The sequence below is a fragment of the Neotamlana nanhaiensis genome, from assembly GCF_000943555.1.
GTDB classification, from domain to species: Bacteria; Bacteroidota; Bacteroidia; order Flavobacteriales; family Flavobacteriaceae; genus Neotamlana; species Neotamlana nanhaiensis.
Genome location: NZ_JTDV01000020.1, coordinates 12,670 through 28,011 on the forward strand (window position 1 = coordinate 12,670; position 15,342 = coordinate 28,011).

Genomic DNA, 15,342 nt, shown 5'->3' on the forward strand with positions numbered 1-15,342 from the left:
ATGAAAGAAACACTTACGCGCTCACTTTCTGGTTTACTATATGTTGCCTTATTAATTTTCTGTTTACAATTTAAGCATTTACTTATTGGGTTACTTTTTATTTTTGGTTTAGTATGTTTAACCGAGTTTAAAAAACTAATACAGCTAAAAAGTTTCATTCCTTATATTATATTTGTAGTACTTTACGGTGTATTTGGGTATTGGCAAAACATTTTAAATACTGGTTTAGGCTTAAATGAAGCGATAAAAATTATTACGGTATTTTCAATTTTCGTTAATTTATTTCTTATTCAAGATTTGTTTTCGGCAAAACGAATACCATTATTTTTTACAAAACGCTATTTACTTACAACCTTTTATTTATCGAGTGCTTTTGTATTTTTAGTGCTTATTGCAAATCATTTTAAAGCATTTAATTCTAGTATTCTATTAGGTTGTTTTATTTTAGTTTGGAGCAACGATACTTTTGCCTATTTAGTTGGTAAAAACTTTGGACGCCAAAAGCTATTCGAAAAAATTTCTCCTAAAAAAACCGTTGAAGGCTTTTTAGGTGGCTTATTTTTTTCGTGCGTAATTAGCTATTTTATTGCTACATTTACACTTACATTAAATTTTACCAACTGGCTAATTTTAAGCATTATAATTAGTGTATTTGGCACTTTTGGCGATTTAATTGAGTCGAAATTTAAAAGACAAGCCCACGTGAAAGACAGTGGCCAAATTATGCCAGGTCATGGTGGCTTGTTAGATCGTTTAGACAGCATTATTTTTGCTGCCCCGTTTATATATTTATTTTTAAGAATATTGAATTATGTTTCATAAAGAAGGCCATAAAATAATTTTTATAACCCTTGTAGCCGTTGTTGCTGGCTGTTTATTAGTAGATAGTTTTGTTTCTATTTACTGGCTACGTACTTTAATTTTAATTGCGTTAGTTATCTTTTTAATATTGATTTTACAATTTTTTAGAAATCCCAAGCGCAACACCGTTTTAAACGACAAACAAGTAGTATCGCCTGTAGATGGTAAAGTAGTGGTAATTGAAGAAGTTTTTGAAAAAGAATATTTTAACGAAAAACGCCTACAAGTAAGTGTGTTTATGTCTCCAATAAATGTGCATGTAACGCGTTACCCTATTAGTGGAAAGGTTGTGTTTAGTAAATACCATCCTGGAAAATATTTAGTTGCATGGCACCCAAAGGCGAGTGAAGAAAACGAACGCACCACTGTGGTTGTTGAAAACAATACCTATGGCAAAGTATTACATAGGCAAATTGCTGGCGCCTTAGCGAAGCGTATTGTAAATTATGCCAAAGTTGATGATGCAGCAGTACAAGGTGGCGAATCGGGTTTTATTAAATTTGGGTCGAGAGTAGATTTGTTTTTACCTTTAAATACCAACATTAAAGTAGCCCTTAACCAAAAAGTTCGTGGTGGAGAAAGCATTATTGCCCAACTTAATGAATAAAAAAGATCTTGACATAGCATTTAAAGAAGCTGTTAAGCGCGTTAACGAGCATAAAGAGCCGTTTCCTGCCGATACGCTACTAAAGCTATACGCTTACTACAAAAAGGCTACCAACGATTATGGCCGACCAAAAAGTAAAAAAGCCATAATTAATGCATTTAAAACAAATGCCTTATTTCAAGTTAAAAATATAACTCAAGATAAGGCAAAACAAATTTATATCGATTTGGTAAATAACTACTTTTTGTATCGTAAGTAGTATTACTGCTTTTTAAGGTCGAGTTTCTCTGCAAAATAATCGCAAAAATCTTTCATTGTAGCCGTCATTTTTTCATCCTGAGTGGCTCTATTAAAAGTATTACTCATAGCGACTAAGGTTTGATGAAAAAACACTTTCATTTCATCTACCGGCATATCTTTAGTCCATAAATCTATACGCAAGGTTTCTTGTGCCTTATGATCCCACACTGCAAGCATCATCGCTTTAGCTTCTTCGTTTGTTATGCCACCATCTTGTGCGGTCCAATTTAATTTTTCTGGTACACGATTTTCATCTAGCTCGACACTAAGTTCTATTTTCGAGGTTATATTTGCCATTATCTTCTGGGTTTAAATTTTGTGTTATTATAAATTTCTTCGGTAGTTTTAATCAACATTTCTCTAAAAGTAACGTCATTTTGTTCCATATAAGCACGTACAATTTGCCACCCAATGTACTGCCCTATTCTACCTGGTGAATTGCTATCAATTTCTTCTAAATAAAATTTACTAAAAGGTGCATCAACAATAAAACGTCCTGGTAGTTTAGAGTCGGTACTAAACAATAATTCCTTTTCTACAAAGTACCTCCAAATGTAGCTTTCGTTAGCAATAGCCCAATTTAATTGCTCTTGGGTATAGCCAATACGTTGCGCTTCAGATTTAAAAGGAATCACCTTATCTTTAAAATAAAGTATTTTTCCAAAGTAAATCATTTCATCTAAAAAAGTACGATGTTGCGGGTGGTAAATGTATTTTTGTGCATATTTTTCGGCCATATCTACAACCAATTGCTCCTTATTAAAGTTAGCTCTTATAAATTTTTGAATACCGCCATAAAACTCATGTTCACTGCCTAAATAAGTATCTAACGATAAAACGGCAATGGTATCGGTAACAATAACTTTGTTTCTGTAATCTACATCGTTGGTTGTGGTAATAACGCGTGGCGGGTAAAATTCGGGGAAATAGTATTTTAAATGATTGAAAAGTGATTCTATATCGGTTTTAGTTTCAGAAAAACTCCCAAATGTTTTATTTACTTCAGTAAAAAGTTCCTGTTGCAACGTATCGTTTTTTTTAGCTAACCAAAACGAATCTTTGAGTTTCCCGGAAAACATAAACGGATAAGCCTGTTTTAATTTAGGCAATTTTTGGGCATTTACATTGGCAAAAAACTGGTCAAAACGTTCCACCTCAATACCTATATTAATTTTAGCTATTTCTGTTTCTAATTTATCTTCATGTTTACAAGCAGATAAAAAGATTAAAAAAAGTACTACAACAATTTTAATTTTAGCATTAAACTTAAACATCATAAATTTTTATAAATTAATTGTAAAGTTTATTTTTGTTTACAAAGGTACTATTATCATAATTAAATTCACTTAATATGCAAACAGAAAAAGTTGTAGATTACATAGTAAACTGGTTAAAAGATTACGCAACAAAAGCAGGAGTGAAAGGCTTTGTTATAGGAATTTCTGGAGGCATAGACTCTGCAGTAACCTCTACACTTTGTGCTAAAACTGGATTACAACTTTTATGTTTAGAAATGCCTATACACCAAGCGCCATCGCAGGTTAGTAGGGCTTTAAATCATATAAATTGGTTACAAGAAAATTTTGATGATGTGCGCATGACACAAGTAAATTTAACTCCTGTTTTTGATAGTTTGGTGGCTAGTTTACCTGCTGTAGATAATGAAGAAGATAGATTTATGTCTTTAGCTAATACCAGAGCTCGTTTGCGCATGACATCGCTTTATTATTTTGCAGCTTTAGAAAAGCTATTGGTTGCTGGTACTGGAAATAAAGTTGAAGATTTTGGTGTTGGTTTTTACACTAAATATGGTGATGGCGGTGTTGATTTAAGTCCGATTGCCGATTTACTTAAAACTGAAGTTTACGAGATTGCAAAATACCTAGGTGTTAACCAAGAAATTATAGACGCGCAACCTACCGATGGCCTTTGGGGAGATGATAGAACTGACGAAGACCAAATTGGAGCTTCTTATCCAGAGCTAGAATGGGCTATGAAAATGAGCGAAGAAGGTAAAACTGCTGACGATTTTACAGGAAGACAACAAGAAGTATTTAATATTTACAAGCGTTTTAATACTGCTAATAAGCATAAAATGATACCAATTCCTGTTTGTGACATACCTAGCGAATTAAAATAGTGGCACTTACACTAACTAGAAATTAAACCTCAACGGTCAAATTTTAATTAACTACCATTACTTAGGAGCGGTTTCTAAAACTTTGTTTTATTTATTTCTCCCAAATAATGTACTTGATTTTGGCAAGTAAAATACCTTGGATAATAAAAACAATATAAACTTAGGAGTTTAGGCTTTTATACATTACACTATTACACTTAAAAAACTGATAAGTTATTCATGAAAAAAGCCTGTAAAGATAAATTTTATCTATTATAGTAATCTAAAGTGAACCCTGATTATAGAGGTTTGACTGATACTCCAAAAGCATTCAAGCAAACTTAAAACCATTACAGCTCAGAAATTTTTTATGTACTTTTTAGCTACAAATTTCAGTTTTTATTACTTTTAATATATGAAATTTTTCCTTTTTTACGCAAAATACTTCCTATTAAAAAGAAGAATATAAAAATAATTTTCACAATAAAACATCTAAAACCTTATTAACTCCTCTGCTAAATAGAATTTTTTTTAATTATTCTTAAATTATTATACTTACATAGCTTCATTTTATACGTAATAAGTTAAATTTATTCTTTATTAATTATAAATAGCAAAAATTTACTACTTTTACAATCAGCTTAGTCTCTCACACAATTATATCTCAACCTAATTGTATAAAAGCTTAAATATTATGATCAAAATTTTGTTAGCAGACAATCACCCAGTAACAAGAAAAGGGTTAGAAGTCTTATTTACCGCAACTCACGACATTGAAGTTATAGGTAGTGTAGGTGATGGAGAAGCCATCATTGAATTTGTAAAAAGAAATCCAGTAGACATTGTTTTAATGGAAACCGATTTACCTAAGTTAAACGGTTTAACAGTGTTACGTTATTTTAAAAAGGATTTCCCAAATATAAAAACTTTAATTTTTAGTGCGCAACCAGAAGAGGTTTATGCTTTAAATGCCATTAAAGCTGGTGCATCGGGTTACATTTCGAAAACCGAAAATTTAATTACATTAAGTGAAGCCATTTATAAAGTAAGCGATGGTGGTATATACTTAAGTAACGATTTAACCCAACAATTGGCATTTGGCAACCGCGTAAGTAGCAATGGAAAGGCGTCTTTCTACAAAAAACTTTCTACCAGAGAAGCCGAAGTTTTAAAATTACTTACTATTGGTAAAAAGAATAAAGAAATATCTAAAGAATTAGATATCAATGAGAAAACGGTTAGTACTTATAAAGCGCGATTAATGCGTAAACTTAAAGTGACTAATTTGGTTGATTTGGTTAACCAAGCGAAACTTGCCGAAGAAGTTTTATAACACACGGTTTAGTTTTCTAGATAATAACATTTTTAGGCTCGAATAGTCTTTTACTTCTTCAAGTATATTTCTATTCGAGTCTATTTTATTATTTAAGGTTTGCGCCTGAAACTCTTTCACTTTTAAATCGATTAAAAAACAACGTAAACTTAAAATGGTTTCACTCACCAATTGCGCTACAGTTTCCGTTTTTTCTTTTGGATAAATATTTTGACGTTGCCAATCGTCGAGCGTATAACGTTCCTCATCCATTAAAATGGTTGTAATTTCGCTAGCCATTTCTGCATCAACAGTATTTACAAAATTATTTAGGTCGAATTCTGGGTTCTGATTCAGCTTTTCAATGATGGTATAATAAAGTGTTTTAAAATTAGGGTTGGTAAATTCCATTTCGTCATCCTGCAAATCTAAAAACACTTTTTCGAACACTTTTGCTTGATGAATTACGGGTTCTAATCCTAAGTCGCCCGACTCGTTTTCTTTAAAAACTAAATCTTCAAACTCTTCGGTTTTATTTCCATAGAGCAATAAAATTTCAATTATTTTTCGTTCTAAGATATATTGTACATCAACCTTTTTAACTGGTTGTTCGTGTTTAATAACCTGAAACGCTTTTTGGTCTTTTTTAAATTGTTTATCGGCTTCCTGTATGTCTTTCTTATTCATTTGCGCGAGCGTACTAAACAGTACTTCTTCGCTTATATCCATAATATTGGCGCATTCGCGGATATAAATTTCCTTTTTTATAGTATCGGGAATTTTTGAAATAGAGTTTACAATATCGCGAACCGTATCGGCCTTTTTTATAGGATCGTTTTTAGACTCCTCGAATAACACAGAAGCTTTAAACTGAATAAAATCTTTAGCGTTTTCGTTAAGATAAAGTGTTAATTCATCAAAAGTATTTTGTTTTGCAAAACTATCGGGATCTTCGCCTTCGGGAAAGGTACACACTTTAACATTCATACCTTGCTCTAGAATTAAATCGATGCCACGAAGTGAGGCTCGCATACCGGCCGCATCACCATCAAAAAGTACGGTAATGTTTTTGGTTAACCTATTTATTAATCGAATTTGTTCGCTTGTTAATGCGGTTCCAGATGATGACACCACGTTTTTTATTCCGGTTTGATGAAACTGGATAACATCGGTATAACCTTCAACTAAATAACAGTTATCTTCTTTAGCAATAGTTTGTTTGGCATGGTAAATACCATATAGCACTTTACTTTTGTGGTAAATATCACTTTCTGGCGAATTTAAATATTTGGCTGCTTTTTTATCGTTTACCAAAATACGCCCGCCAAAACCTAAAACACGACCGCTCATACTTTTTATAGGAAACATAACGCGCCCCTTAAAACGGTCGAAACGTTTTTCGTCTTTTACAATGGTTAATCCTGTTTTTTCAAGAAACTCGATGTTGTAACCTTGTTTTAAAGCTTCATCGGTAAAGGCTTGCCACTCGTTTGGCGAGTAACCCAAATCGAAAGTTTCAATAGTTTCGGGCGTAAAACCACGCTCTTTAAAATAACTTAAGCCAATGGCTTTACCTTGATCGGTTTTATGTAGTATTTTTTGAAAATAAGTGTTGGCAAATTCGCTTACCAAATATAAACTTTCGCGCTCGTTAGCTTTTTCTTTTTGCTCGTTGCTTTGCTCGGTTTCTTCAATTTCAATATTATATTTTTTAGCCAAATATTTTATGGCTTCGGGATATGTAAAATGTTCGTGTTCCATTAAAAATGCCACGACATTGCCACCTTTTCCGCTCGAAAAATCTTTCCAAATTTGCTTTACAGGCGATACCATAAAACTTGGTGAACGCTCGTCGCTAAACGGGCTTAAACCTTTAAAGTTACTTCCCGCTTTTTTTAGCTGTACAAAATCGCCAATTACCTCTTCTACTCTAGCGGTTTCGAAAACTTGATCTATGGAACTTGGTGATATCAATTTAAAACATTTTAAGCTGTAAAATTACGTATTAACTATCGATTTTTGAAATATAAATATTTGTTGTATTTTTATTACAAAACCTATTTATGCAAGCTCTTCCGTTAGTTACTTTAAAGCGTCAATACCATAGAAAGGCGCATCAAATTACTATAAATTTTAGATACAACGACACCTTAATTCAACTTTTAAGGCAAAAAACAGAGGCTAAATGGAGTAAAACTCACTGCGTTTGGTATGTACAAAATAATCCTAAAAATTTGAAAACTATTTTTGGTGTTTTCAGGGGTTTTGCTACTGTTGATGCTAATGAGATTTTTGATAAAAGATTACCTGTAAAAAAGTTTCCGAAGAAAAGAATTAGACAATTAAGTGATGCGAACCGCACTTTATTAAACAATTTTTATAAGTATTTAAAAGGGAAACGTTATAGCGATAGCACGGTGCATACGTATTCGCAATTAGTGGCCGATTTTGTTGAGTTTTATAATAATGACACTATTGAAAATTTAAATAACCGCAGTGTTGAGCATTATATTGAAACTATTTATGTAAAACGGAATTATGCTATTAACACGCAACGCCAATTTATTAGTGCTATGAAACTGTTTGTGGTGTTTTACCGAAACTCGAAAATTAATAATTTGGAGTTGCAACGCCCTAAAAAATCGCGAAAACTGCCTAATGTTTTGTCGGATATTGAAGTTATTAGATTAATACAGGTTACCAAAAACTTAAAGCACCGTATGGTAATTGCTTTAATTTACTCGTCGGGTTTACGCATTAGCGAACTTATTAATTTAAGGGTTGCCGATTTAGAAATTGACAGACGTCAAATTTTTATTAAAAATGCAAAAGGAAAAAAGGATAGATATGTAAGTTTAGCTGAAAGTATTTTGCCGCTTTTAAAAAACTATTTAATGACTTACAGCCCAAAAAGCTATTTAATTGAAGGGCAAGATGGTTTAGCTTATTCGGATAGCAGCATTAGGAAATTTTTAAAACACTCGTGTAAGTTAGCCAATATAAAGAAACTTGTTTCGCCTCATACTTTACGCCATAGTTATGCTACGCATTTACTTGAACAGGGTGTTAACTTAAGGCATATACAAGAATTATTAGGACATGCTCGACCAGAAACCACTATGGTTTACACACATGTAGCACGAAAGGACTTGTTGGATATACAAAGCCCATTGGATAAGGTTGTAAGCCAGTTGAAGTATGTTGATAAAACGGAAGACAAATTCCTATTATCCCGTAAGAATTGATGGATATTTTGCTATATTTATCCAGATATAACTAGTTAGCTGCAAACACAAAAAACTACCTCAAATATAAAATGATATGAAATTCTTTAATTTCTTTAAACTAAAAACAAAAATAGAGGAAGTTCAAATAAGCAAAGACTCTAAATTACCACATTCTGATGTTGCAAAAAATCGAATAGATAAAATAGAATTTAACTCAACTACAGAACTTATTGAAATATTAAATTTTATTAAAAATAATGATGTGTTTTGTGGAATTGAATTAAGCGAACCAGCAACAGATAATGATATTAAATTCTTTGAAACTGAAAAAAAATTAAAATTACCAAAAGACTTTAAGACTTTATACAAGTTTTGTAATGGATTTGAAACTGATGAAGATTTATTCAGACTTATACCTCTTAATGAAATTATAGATAATGGAAAAGACGATTATTGTATAAGTGATTCTTCATTTCATTTTACTGAATATATGATATATTCTGATATGTGGACAGTTGAAATTAACCCAGCCAATATTGACAATTATAAAATTTATAACAAGGCAAATGATATTGTATACTTAACAAGTTCACTTACTGAATTTTTATGCGTATTCTTAAATAAAGGAATTTATGATGGACTTTATGAATGGAGAGAAAAACAAAATGAATAAAATAGTCAGCAGCTAACAATGTATAACCGCAATTACGGCGGATTCGACTACGTCCGAATCCACTCGGAATTGCTAACGTCTGTGCTAAACCGAAAATCATTAAATTTAATCCCGTAACTGACGGTTATACGAGACCGTTGTACCCAATTTGAGAAAATCACAGAAAAATATTGAACATGGATAAAATGCACGAACAAATATTAATTCGAGCTGAAATCGATGCTCTGAACTTAATAGAAAAACATCTAAATATTTTAAAAAAGCAATCTGACTTTTCAGTTGTAGATGATTTTGACTTGGCAATCTTTCATGCTGAAAATGAAGCTGAACGGAATATTGATTTTGATATCAAATTTAGTGCTCAAAATAATGTACCAAGCATTTCAAGTCACACTGTTCAATGGTTTATGGAAAATACAAGATTGGACTACAATATGTATTTAAAGAGGAAAGCAAATATTAATGAATTAAGACAAAAAATTGAACTCACAAAAAATGAGGAATTACTTTCCGACTTTTATTCTGGTATGGCTGAATTTCATCTAAAAAATATAAAAGAAAACAATTGAATATGAAATTCAAAGAAATCATACAACTATTAAAAATTATGCCCAAACGAATGATTCTAATAATCATTATTGCAATTGTAACGATAATTGCTGTGGTAAATGACATTGGAATAAAATCATCTTTAGCATTAATTTTTTTGGGAATTATTAGTTACGTAATTGCGAAAATTACTTGGAATGATTTCTGAATTATTTAATAAAAACTGGGTACAACAACGGCTATAATTCATTGCGGTTGAATTCCTTATCGGAATTCAACGCATTTTTGCTATCTTTCGGCTACGGCGGAAAGAATCCTGCGGATTTTTCCGCAACGAAATCATAGCCCAAACCGTTAGCGTACATATGAAAAAAACACTCTTGATATTATTTTTACTTTTTGCAAACATTAGTTGCGGACAAGTAATCTCAAAAACTCAATTGGAATCAGATTTTTTAGAGTACAGTAATCTGATTTCTAAAAGAGAATACGAAAAAGCAGTTGATTTTATGCCGACTGATTTTTGGAGCGTGTACGAAAAAAATGAATTTCTGACTAAAATGGAAAGAGTCGGAAAACAAATGGATTCAATCTCGATTAATAATATAAAGATTGTAGATGTCAGCGAAACTATAAACTCAAATGACAAAAAATTCAGAGTTATTAAATACTCATCGGATTTGGTATTTGACTCTTCAAAAATTTCTGAAAGAGTGATTGACAAATATAAATCTCAATTCGGAATTGAAAATGTAAAAATAGATACCATCAATAAACTGATTAAAATAAAAAACAGCAGTCATATGATTTCAGTCTACGACAACGGATTAGAGAAATGGAAATATTTGGAATTTAATGGACAAAGTATTTCTAAAATTTACGGAATTGAAACTTGGGCTGAATTAAATAAATACGTACGCTAACACCGTGTAAAAATAATTGCTTGGTTCTAGCCTACTCGGAAAATCCTACGGATTTTCCTCTGGTTCGTTCCATTTTTAGTAAGTTAGTTGCTTGCACACGCAACTATCCTTACACAAACACGTTACCACACATTTGAGAAAAATCACATATGGAAATAAAAAAAGACATAATTGTAAAAATTGATACATTGTTACAAATGGCTTTTGATGATGGGCAAATTAATTTTTTATCAGAACCAGACGAAAATTGGAAAAAAGGATTTAGAATATGTAAATCTTTAAACCTAATTAGACGAAAGAGTTCGGGGCTTTTTGAACTTGACGAAAAGGGTGTTTTTGTCATCCAAGATGGAGGAATTGAAAAATACCTAACAAACATTCGAGAAGAAAAATTTTTAGACTCCCAAATTAAACGACTAACTAAAAAGCGACTTGAGTGGGAATATGTAATTAATTTTTTATTTCTCATAACTGGTGCTGTTTTGACTTTTATCTTTACAAATATTTCGGAATCAACCAACCAAAAACAATCCACAGAAAAATTACATAATTTAAAAACTGAAATAAACGATTCAATATCCAAGATTCAAACACGCCTGAACGAACAGAACAAATCAATACTCGATATAAAAAATGCAACGGATTCATTAAAAACGGAAAAATAAATTTCATAATAATCTGATTTAAAAAACGTGTGGTAACACCGTATATAATTTATTGCTAGTTCTCGCCTACTTACGAAAGTCCTCTCGGACTTTCTTGGTCGGTAATTATTTACTAAATTAGTTGCTTAACCACGCAACAAACCATATACAAACACGTTGGCAACAATTTGAAAACTAACCAAATGAATTAAATAACTATGAATTACTTTTCTAATCAAGAAATGGATGAAGGCGAAAGAAGAGATGTAGCCTTTCAATTAGTAAATGCTTTAAGAGAAGTTGTAAGTATTTCAAAAAAGTTGAACCAACCTATTTCGTATGAACAAACTTTAGACTTCGTACAAGACCTAAATCCTGAAATGTATGATTCTATAACCGTACTTCTTGATAGAAAAAATGAAAGTGATTGGGTTAAATATTATAAGGAATTAGCTGATGCGCAATCGACAGAAGACAAAACAGTTAATCCGGTTGACTTAATCGAAAAAGACTTAAATGAATTAGATAAAATTGCTCTAAACAAAGACAATAAAAGGTTTTTAAAGAAAAGAATTCGTGACTATAAAAATGCTATAGAATATTTTCAACCGAGAAAAATATCCGAACATAAAATCCTTAATAGAGATATGTATTTAGCGGAAAGAAAGGATTTAAAAATTCAAGGCAAAATATATGAAAAAGAAGAATTCGTAGATTATAGATTAGAAAAAGACAATGTTTTAAGATTAAGACTATTACATCCAGATAATGCTGAAAACATTTTAGGTGCGGATTTGATTTATGAACATATTGATACAAAAAGTGGCTATGTGAGATTTTTACATATGCAATACAAAACTTGGAATAATAAAACTTTAAATTTTAAAGCTGGTAGCTTAAGTGCTCAAATTGAAAAAATGGAGCAAAATTTGTGTAAAGCTGGTTATTGCAATAATTCAGAAGGGAAAAAGACTTTAAAAAACTACAGAATGCCATTTTGCTGTGCATTTTTGAGACCTACTAGTAAAATGCAAAATTCAGATAGTAAAATGGTTAGTACAGGTTTACACGTTCCAATTTGTGAAGTCAAAAAAATAATGGAGACCGAAAAATCTTTGACAAAAGACAATGTGAAAGGAAAAAATGTTTCGTACAAAATATTTGACGAACTTTTTAATGCTCGAATGATAGGTTCAAGGTGGCTAACATATGAAGAACACACGAATTTCTATAAAGAAAGAAATTTATTAGATGTCGATAACATCATCAGATTACACGCTCAAGAAATATTAACATAAAAAACTGTTGCCAACAATGGCTATAAGTAATTGCTTGTTCTCGTCTACTTCTGAAAATCCTCGCGGATTTTCAGTTTGGTGTGTACTTGTAAAGTTTAACGCCAAAACACGCAACTACTCATAGCCGAGACCGTTGGCAATAATATCAGCGAAACGTTAAAAACGAAGAAATGGATTAATGAAATACAGCATTCCAGATAAAAGAGAATTGACAAAATCGGAAATTGAATTACTGATTTATCTGTTTGGAAAAGAAAAATCGGAATGGACTAATTTAATCGGAAATCTGAAAGTTATTGCGAGATGTGGATGCGGAAAATGTCCGACTATAATGTTTGGAAAAACATTTGACTCTGAAATTCAAAAAGGAAATTTAATAATTGATTACGCAGGAAAAGGTGAAAACGGAGAATTAGTTGGAATTTCTGTGTTCGGAACTGACCAAATGCCAACTGAATTAGAATTTTACTCAATAGACGGAGAATCAGATATTACGGAAATACCGAAAATTGACACCCTGAAATCTATAAACGAAAATTTGACTGAATGAAAAAAATACAATTGCCAACAATGTATAACCGCAATTACGGCGGATTCGACTACGTCCGAATCCACTCGGAATTGCTAAAGCTAGTTAATAACTAAAAACTTTTGGCTAAATTAGCCCGATAACTGACGGTTATACGAAACCGTTGTGTTTAATTTCCCAGCAAACCGAAAATCGAAAAATAAGAATTGAATTTAGCCGAGAATTATATAAAAATAAAAGAGTTCATTTCTGAATATTATTGGATTGCTGGAATACCATTTCTGATTTGGGGATTGATTCTTGTAGTGGAGGAAAAGCAGGATATAAAACAGAACGGAACTGAAACTTTTGGAATGGTTTATGGCTCAAAATCGATTTATAAACAATACAGCAAACGGAATTATAAATACGAATTCTATTATAACGGAAAAAAATACACTGGAACTTCGACTGCCTACAATTCAGAAAATGTTGAAAATGGGAATTTTTATAAAGTGGAATTCTCTGATAAAAACCCTGAACATAGCCAAATGAATTTTGACTTGGAATATGTTAGAGAAATAAAGACTAATGAAAACGGAAAAGTGGACACAACATATGTTCCGAAAGACCAAAAATTGCGGAATAAAATGAAAGAACGATTAGAAAAATTTAAAATTGAACTGGATACAATAAAAAACTAAACACAACAACGGCTATAGTTCATTACGGCTGAAATTCCTAATCGGAATTTCGAGCCTTTTTGCTAAATTTATGGTTACGGCGGAATGATACTCGCGTACCATTCCGTAACGAAACCATAGCCAAAACCGTTGTGGTGCATTTACCAAAACGAACGCTGGAATCAAAAACTGACTAAAACCGAACTAAAATTTTAATGAATTTTTCACGACATTGTGATTTATGCGAAAACCAAATAACTAGTCTTGAAAAAGGATTGACTTGTAATTTGACCAATAAAAAACCTGATTTTAATAATACTTGCTCAAAAATTACACTTGACAAAAAATTTCAAGAAAAGTTAGAAATTGCTAATCTCGAATTGGAAATAATTCGCAGAAACCAAAAGTCAACACATTTGACTTTCTACGGCACAATAATTATTGGTTTTCTTTTAATACTTCTTGGTTACTTTTTATCTGACTGGAAAATATTTAGCTTGTATCTATGGTACGTGAAAATTGGAATGATTGTAGCTGGATTTTCATTTCTTGGAACTGCTTACTCTAAACTGAATAAATATAGAAGAGAAAATAAAAAAGCGGAACTGAAAAAAAACAAAATTGATGAAGTCCTAAATAAATACGGAATTTCATATCAAGAAAACTTTGGTTTTAAAGAAAAAATTCACAGAACACAAGAAGTAATTGTGAACATTGAATTTAAAAATTGGACAAAAAGACAAACAACTAATTCTTATAAATTTGACTATTAAAAATAATAAAAACGACACCACAACAATGTATAACCGCAATTACGGCGGATTCGACTACGTCCGAATCCACTCGGAATTGCTAACGTCAGTGCTAAACCGAAAAATTTGCGTACTTTACCCCGTAACTGACAGTTATACGAGACCGTTGTGCACAAGTTTGAAAAACCGAACTCATTAATGAAATTTGAAATACCATTTAAGGAGGAAATTTATAAAGAGCAAATGACTCTGAATTTTAATACTGCGTGGAAAGAAAATCTGAAGAAGAACAAAAAAAGACTGATTTGGGCAATTCCAATGATTCTGATAGGTGGACTAATAATCTACGGAGAAAACTATCTTGGATTTGTATTTATTGGAATAGGAATACATTACTTAATAAACTTCTACGACTATAATTCTTACTATAAAAAAAGTAAAACTAAATTTTTTGATTTGGTAGAGGCCGAAATAGTCGGACAAAAAAATGCAAACGAACTAAGTGTTTGGGAATTTGACGAAAATTATTTTGGATATAAAGATTATAAGTATGAGGCAAAAATCAATTGGGAGGCATTTAATAATAACCGAATAATTGAAAGAAACTTATTTCTTGACTTGAATGTTGGAAATAACTCATCCTATGTTTTAGGCGAATCAGAAATTGGAATTGAAAACTTTCAGAAAATAACTGAATTTGTAAAAAATAAAATGGACAAAAAACCAGTGCACAACAATGTATAACCGCAATTACGGCGGATTCGACTACGTCCGAATCCACTCGGAATTGCTAAGGTCATTGCTAAACCGAAAAACATTAACTTTAATCCCGTAACTGACGGTTATACGAGACCGTTGCAAGTAATAGCGGAACTCACTCAAACGC

At 31.6% G+C, this 15,342-nt stretch carries 18 protein-coding genes; 15 read left to right on the plus strand and 3 right to left on the minus strand.

The genetic code is table 11. The features are described from left to right. Genes PK35_RS16725 through PK35_RS16735 form a run of 3 tightly spaced genes read left to right on the plus strand, consistent with a single transcriptional unit; the run spans position 1 to position 1,727 of the window. Positions 1-822, plus strand: a complete 822-nt coding sequence (locus tag PK35_RS16725) for a phosphatidate cytidylyltransferase (protein WP_044627733.1) — start codon at positions 1-3, stop codon at positions 820-822. Next, positions 812-1,468 (plus strand): phosphatidylserine decarboxylase family protein, encoded by a 657-nt coding sequence (locus tag PK35_RS16730; RefSeq protein WP_044627734.1) that lies wholly within the window; start codon positions 812-814, stop codon positions 1,466-1,468. The genes PK35_RS16725 and PK35_RS16730 overlap by 11 nt, the downstream gene beginning before the upstream one ends. Continuing rightward, positions 1,461-1,727, plus strand: coding sequence for an acyl-CoA-binding protein (locus PK35_RS16735; RefSeq protein WP_044627735.1), 267 nt, complete (start codon positions 1,461-1,463; stop codon positions 1,725-1,727). Before PK35_RS16730 ends, PK35_RS16735 begins: the two co-directional genes overlap by 8 nt. A gap of 2 nt (positions 1,728-1,729) precedes the next feature. Here the strand turns inward: PK35_RS16735 and gldC are convergent, their stop codons facing one another. After that, positions 1,730-2,065, minus strand: a complete 336-nt coding sequence (gldC, locus tag PK35_RS16740) for a gliding motility protein GldC (protein ID WP_044627736.1) — start codon at positions 2,063-2,065, stop codon at positions 1,730-1,732. Beyond that, entirely contained in the window at positions 2,065-3,042 is a 978-nt protein-coding gene (gene gldB / locus PK35_RS16745) for a gliding motility lipoprotein GldB (RefSeq protein WP_117624689.1), read from the minus strand. The genes gldC and gldB overlap by 1 nt, the downstream gene beginning before the upstream one ends. A 77-nt stretch (positions 3,043-3,119) precedes the next feature. Between gldB and nadE the strand changes: the two genes are divergently transcribed. Together nadE and PK35_RS16755 are read left to right on the plus strand one after the other, a co-directional pair. After that, a complete protein-coding gene (gene nadE / locus PK35_RS16750; protein ID WP_044627738.1) occupies positions 3,120-3,908 on the plus strand; it encodes an NAD(+) synthase in 789 nt (262 codons plus the stop codon). Between the two features lie 673 nt (positions 3,909-4,581). Beyond that, entirely contained in the window at positions 4,582-5,220 is a 639-nt protein-coding gene (locus PK35_RS16755; RefSeq protein WP_044627739.1) for a response regulator, read from the plus strand. On the opposite strand, the gene dnaG is transcribed toward PK35_RS16755, so the two are convergent. Then, positions 5,215-7,173 (minus strand): DNA primase, encoded by a 1,959-nt coding sequence (gene dnaG / locus PK35_RS16760; protein WP_044627740.1) that lies wholly within the window; start codon positions 7,171-7,173, stop codon positions 5,215-5,217. The genes PK35_RS16755 and dnaG overlap by 6 nt on opposite strands. Before the next feature lie 89 nt (positions 7,174-7,262). Here dnaG and PK35_RS16765 point away from each other — a divergent pair, with 89 nt between their 5' ends. The 10 genes from PK35_RS16765 to PK35_RS16815 all read left to right on the plus strand — a co-directional run bounded on the left by PK35_RS16765 (position 7,263) and on the right by PK35_RS16815 (position 15,200). Beyond that, the gene (locus tag PK35_RS16765; protein ID WP_044627741.1) at positions 7,263-8,444 is read left to right on the plus strand and encodes a tyrosine-type recombinase/integrase; all 1,182 of its coding nucleotides are present in this window, start codon (positions 7,263-7,265) and stop codon (positions 8,442-8,444) included. A 76-nt stretch (positions 8,445-8,520) separates the two neighbouring features. Beyond that, a complete protein-coding gene (locus PK35_RS16770; RefSeq protein ID WP_044627742.1) occupies positions 8,521-9,099 on the plus strand; it encodes an SMI1/KNR4 family protein in 579 nt (192 codons plus the stop codon). Positions 9,100-9,275: 176 nt separating this feature from the next. Further along, entirely contained in the window at positions 9,276-9,668 is a 393-nt protein-coding gene (locus PK35_RS16775; RefSeq protein ID WP_044627743.1) for a hypothetical protein, read from the plus strand. A gap of 345 nt (positions 9,669-10,013) precedes the next feature. Then, positions 10,014-10,571, plus strand: a complete 558-nt coding sequence (locus PK35_RS16785) for a hypothetical protein (protein WP_044627745.1) — start codon at positions 10,014-10,016, stop codon at positions 10,569-10,571. Between the two features lie 149 nt (positions 10,572-10,720). Beyond that, positions 10,721-11,236 carry a hypothetical protein gene (locus tag PK35_RS16790; protein ID WP_044627746.1) on the plus strand — a complete coding sequence of 172 codons (516 nt, stop codon included), beginning with the start codon at positions 10,721-10,723 and terminating at the stop codon, positions 11,234-11,236. Positions 11,237-11,433: 197 nt separating this feature from the next. After that, a complete protein-coding gene (locus tag PK35_RS16795; protein WP_044627747.1) occupies positions 11,434-12,513 on the plus strand; it encodes a hypothetical protein in 1,080 nt (359 codons plus the stop codon). Positions 12,514-12,691: 178 nt separating this feature from the next. Further along, positions 12,692-13,063 (plus strand): hypothetical protein, encoded by a 372-nt coding sequence (locus PK35_RS16800; protein ID WP_044627748.1) that lies wholly within the window; start codon positions 12,692-12,694, stop codon positions 13,061-13,063. Positions 13,064-13,248: 185 nt separating this feature from the next. Continuing rightward, positions 13,249-13,725 carry a hypothetical protein gene (locus tag PK35_RS16805; protein ID WP_044627749.1) on the plus strand — a complete coding sequence of 159 codons (477 nt, stop codon included), beginning with the start codon at positions 13,249-13,251 and terminating at the stop codon, positions 13,723-13,725. Positions 13,726-13,919: 194 nt separating this feature from the next. Next, the gene (locus PK35_RS16810) at positions 13,920-14,477 is read left to right on the plus strand and encodes a hypothetical protein (RefSeq protein WP_044627750.1); all 558 of its coding nucleotides are present in this window, start codon (positions 13,920-13,922) and stop codon (positions 14,475-14,477) included. Between the two features lie 177 nt (positions 14,478-14,654). Continuing rightward, positions 14,655-15,200 carry a hypothetical protein gene (locus PK35_RS16815; RefSeq protein ID WP_044627751.1) on the plus strand — a complete coding sequence of 182 codons (546 nt, stop codon included), beginning with the start codon at positions 14,655-14,657 and terminating at the stop codon, positions 15,198-15,200. Positions 15,201-15,342: the final 142 nt, after the last annotated feature.

Bases quoted from the DNA above. Each gene is read 5' to 3' on its own strand.
- gldB (WP_117624689.1), bottom strand. From the start codon at position 3,042: ATGTTTAAGTTTAATGCTAAAATTAAAATTGTTGTAGTACTTTTTTTA.
- PK35_RS16730 (WP_044627734.1), top strand. From the start codon at position 812: ATGTTTCATAAAGAAGGCCATAAAATAATTTTTATAACCCTTGTAGCC.
- PK35_RS16800 (WP_044627748.1), top strand. From the start codon at position 12,692: ATGAAATACAGCATTCCAGATAAAAGAGAATTGACAAAATCGGAAATT.
- PK35_RS16775 (WP_044627743.1), top strand. From the start codon at position 9,276: ATGGATAAAATGCACGAACAAATATTAATTCGAGCTGAAATCGATGCT.
- PK35_RS16755 (WP_044627739.1), top strand. From the start codon at position 4,582: ATGATCAAAATTTTGTTAGCAGACAATCACCCAGTAACAAGAAAAGGG.
- nadE (WP_044627738.1), top strand. From the start codon at position 3,120: ATGCAAACAGAAAAAGTTGTAGATTACATAGTAAACTGGTTAAAAGAT.
- PK35_RS16735 (WP_044627735.1), top strand. From the start codon at position 1,461: ATGAATAAAAAAGATCTTGACATAGCATTTAAAGAAGCTGTTAAGCGC.
- PK35_RS16765 (WP_044627741.1), top strand. From the start codon at position 7,263: ATGCAAGCTCTTCCGTTAGTTACTTTAAAGCGTCAATACCATAGAAAG.
- PK35_RS16770 (WP_044627742.1), top strand. From the start codon at position 8,521: ATGAAATTCTTTAATTTCTTTAAACTAAAAACAAAAATAGAGGAAGTT.
- PK35_RS16810 (WP_044627750.1), top strand. From the start codon at position 13,920: ATGAATTTTTCACGACATTGTGATTTATGCGAAAACCAAATAACTAGT.
- PK35_RS16725 (WP_044627733.1), top strand. From the start codon at position 1: ATGAAAGAAACACTTACGCGCTCACTTTCTGGTTTACTATATGTTGCC.
- gldC (WP_044627736.1), bottom strand. From the start codon at position 2,065: ATGGCAAATATAACCTCGAAAATAGAACTTAGTGTCGAGCTAGATGAA.
- PK35_RS16790 (WP_044627746.1), top strand. From the start codon at position 10,721: ATGGAAATAAAAAAAGACATAATTGTAAAAATTGATACATTGTTACAA.
- PK35_RS16785 (WP_044627745.1), top strand. From the start codon at position 10,014: ATGAAAAAAACACTCTTGATATTATTTTTACTTTTTGCAAACATTAGT.
- PK35_RS16795 (WP_044627747.1), top strand. From the start codon at position 11,434: ATGAATTACTTTTCTAATCAAGAAATGGATGAAGGCGAAAGAAGAGAT.
- PK35_RS16815 (WP_044627751.1), top strand. From the start codon at position 14,655: ATGAAATTTGAAATACCATTTAAGGAGGAAATTTATAAAGAGCAAATG.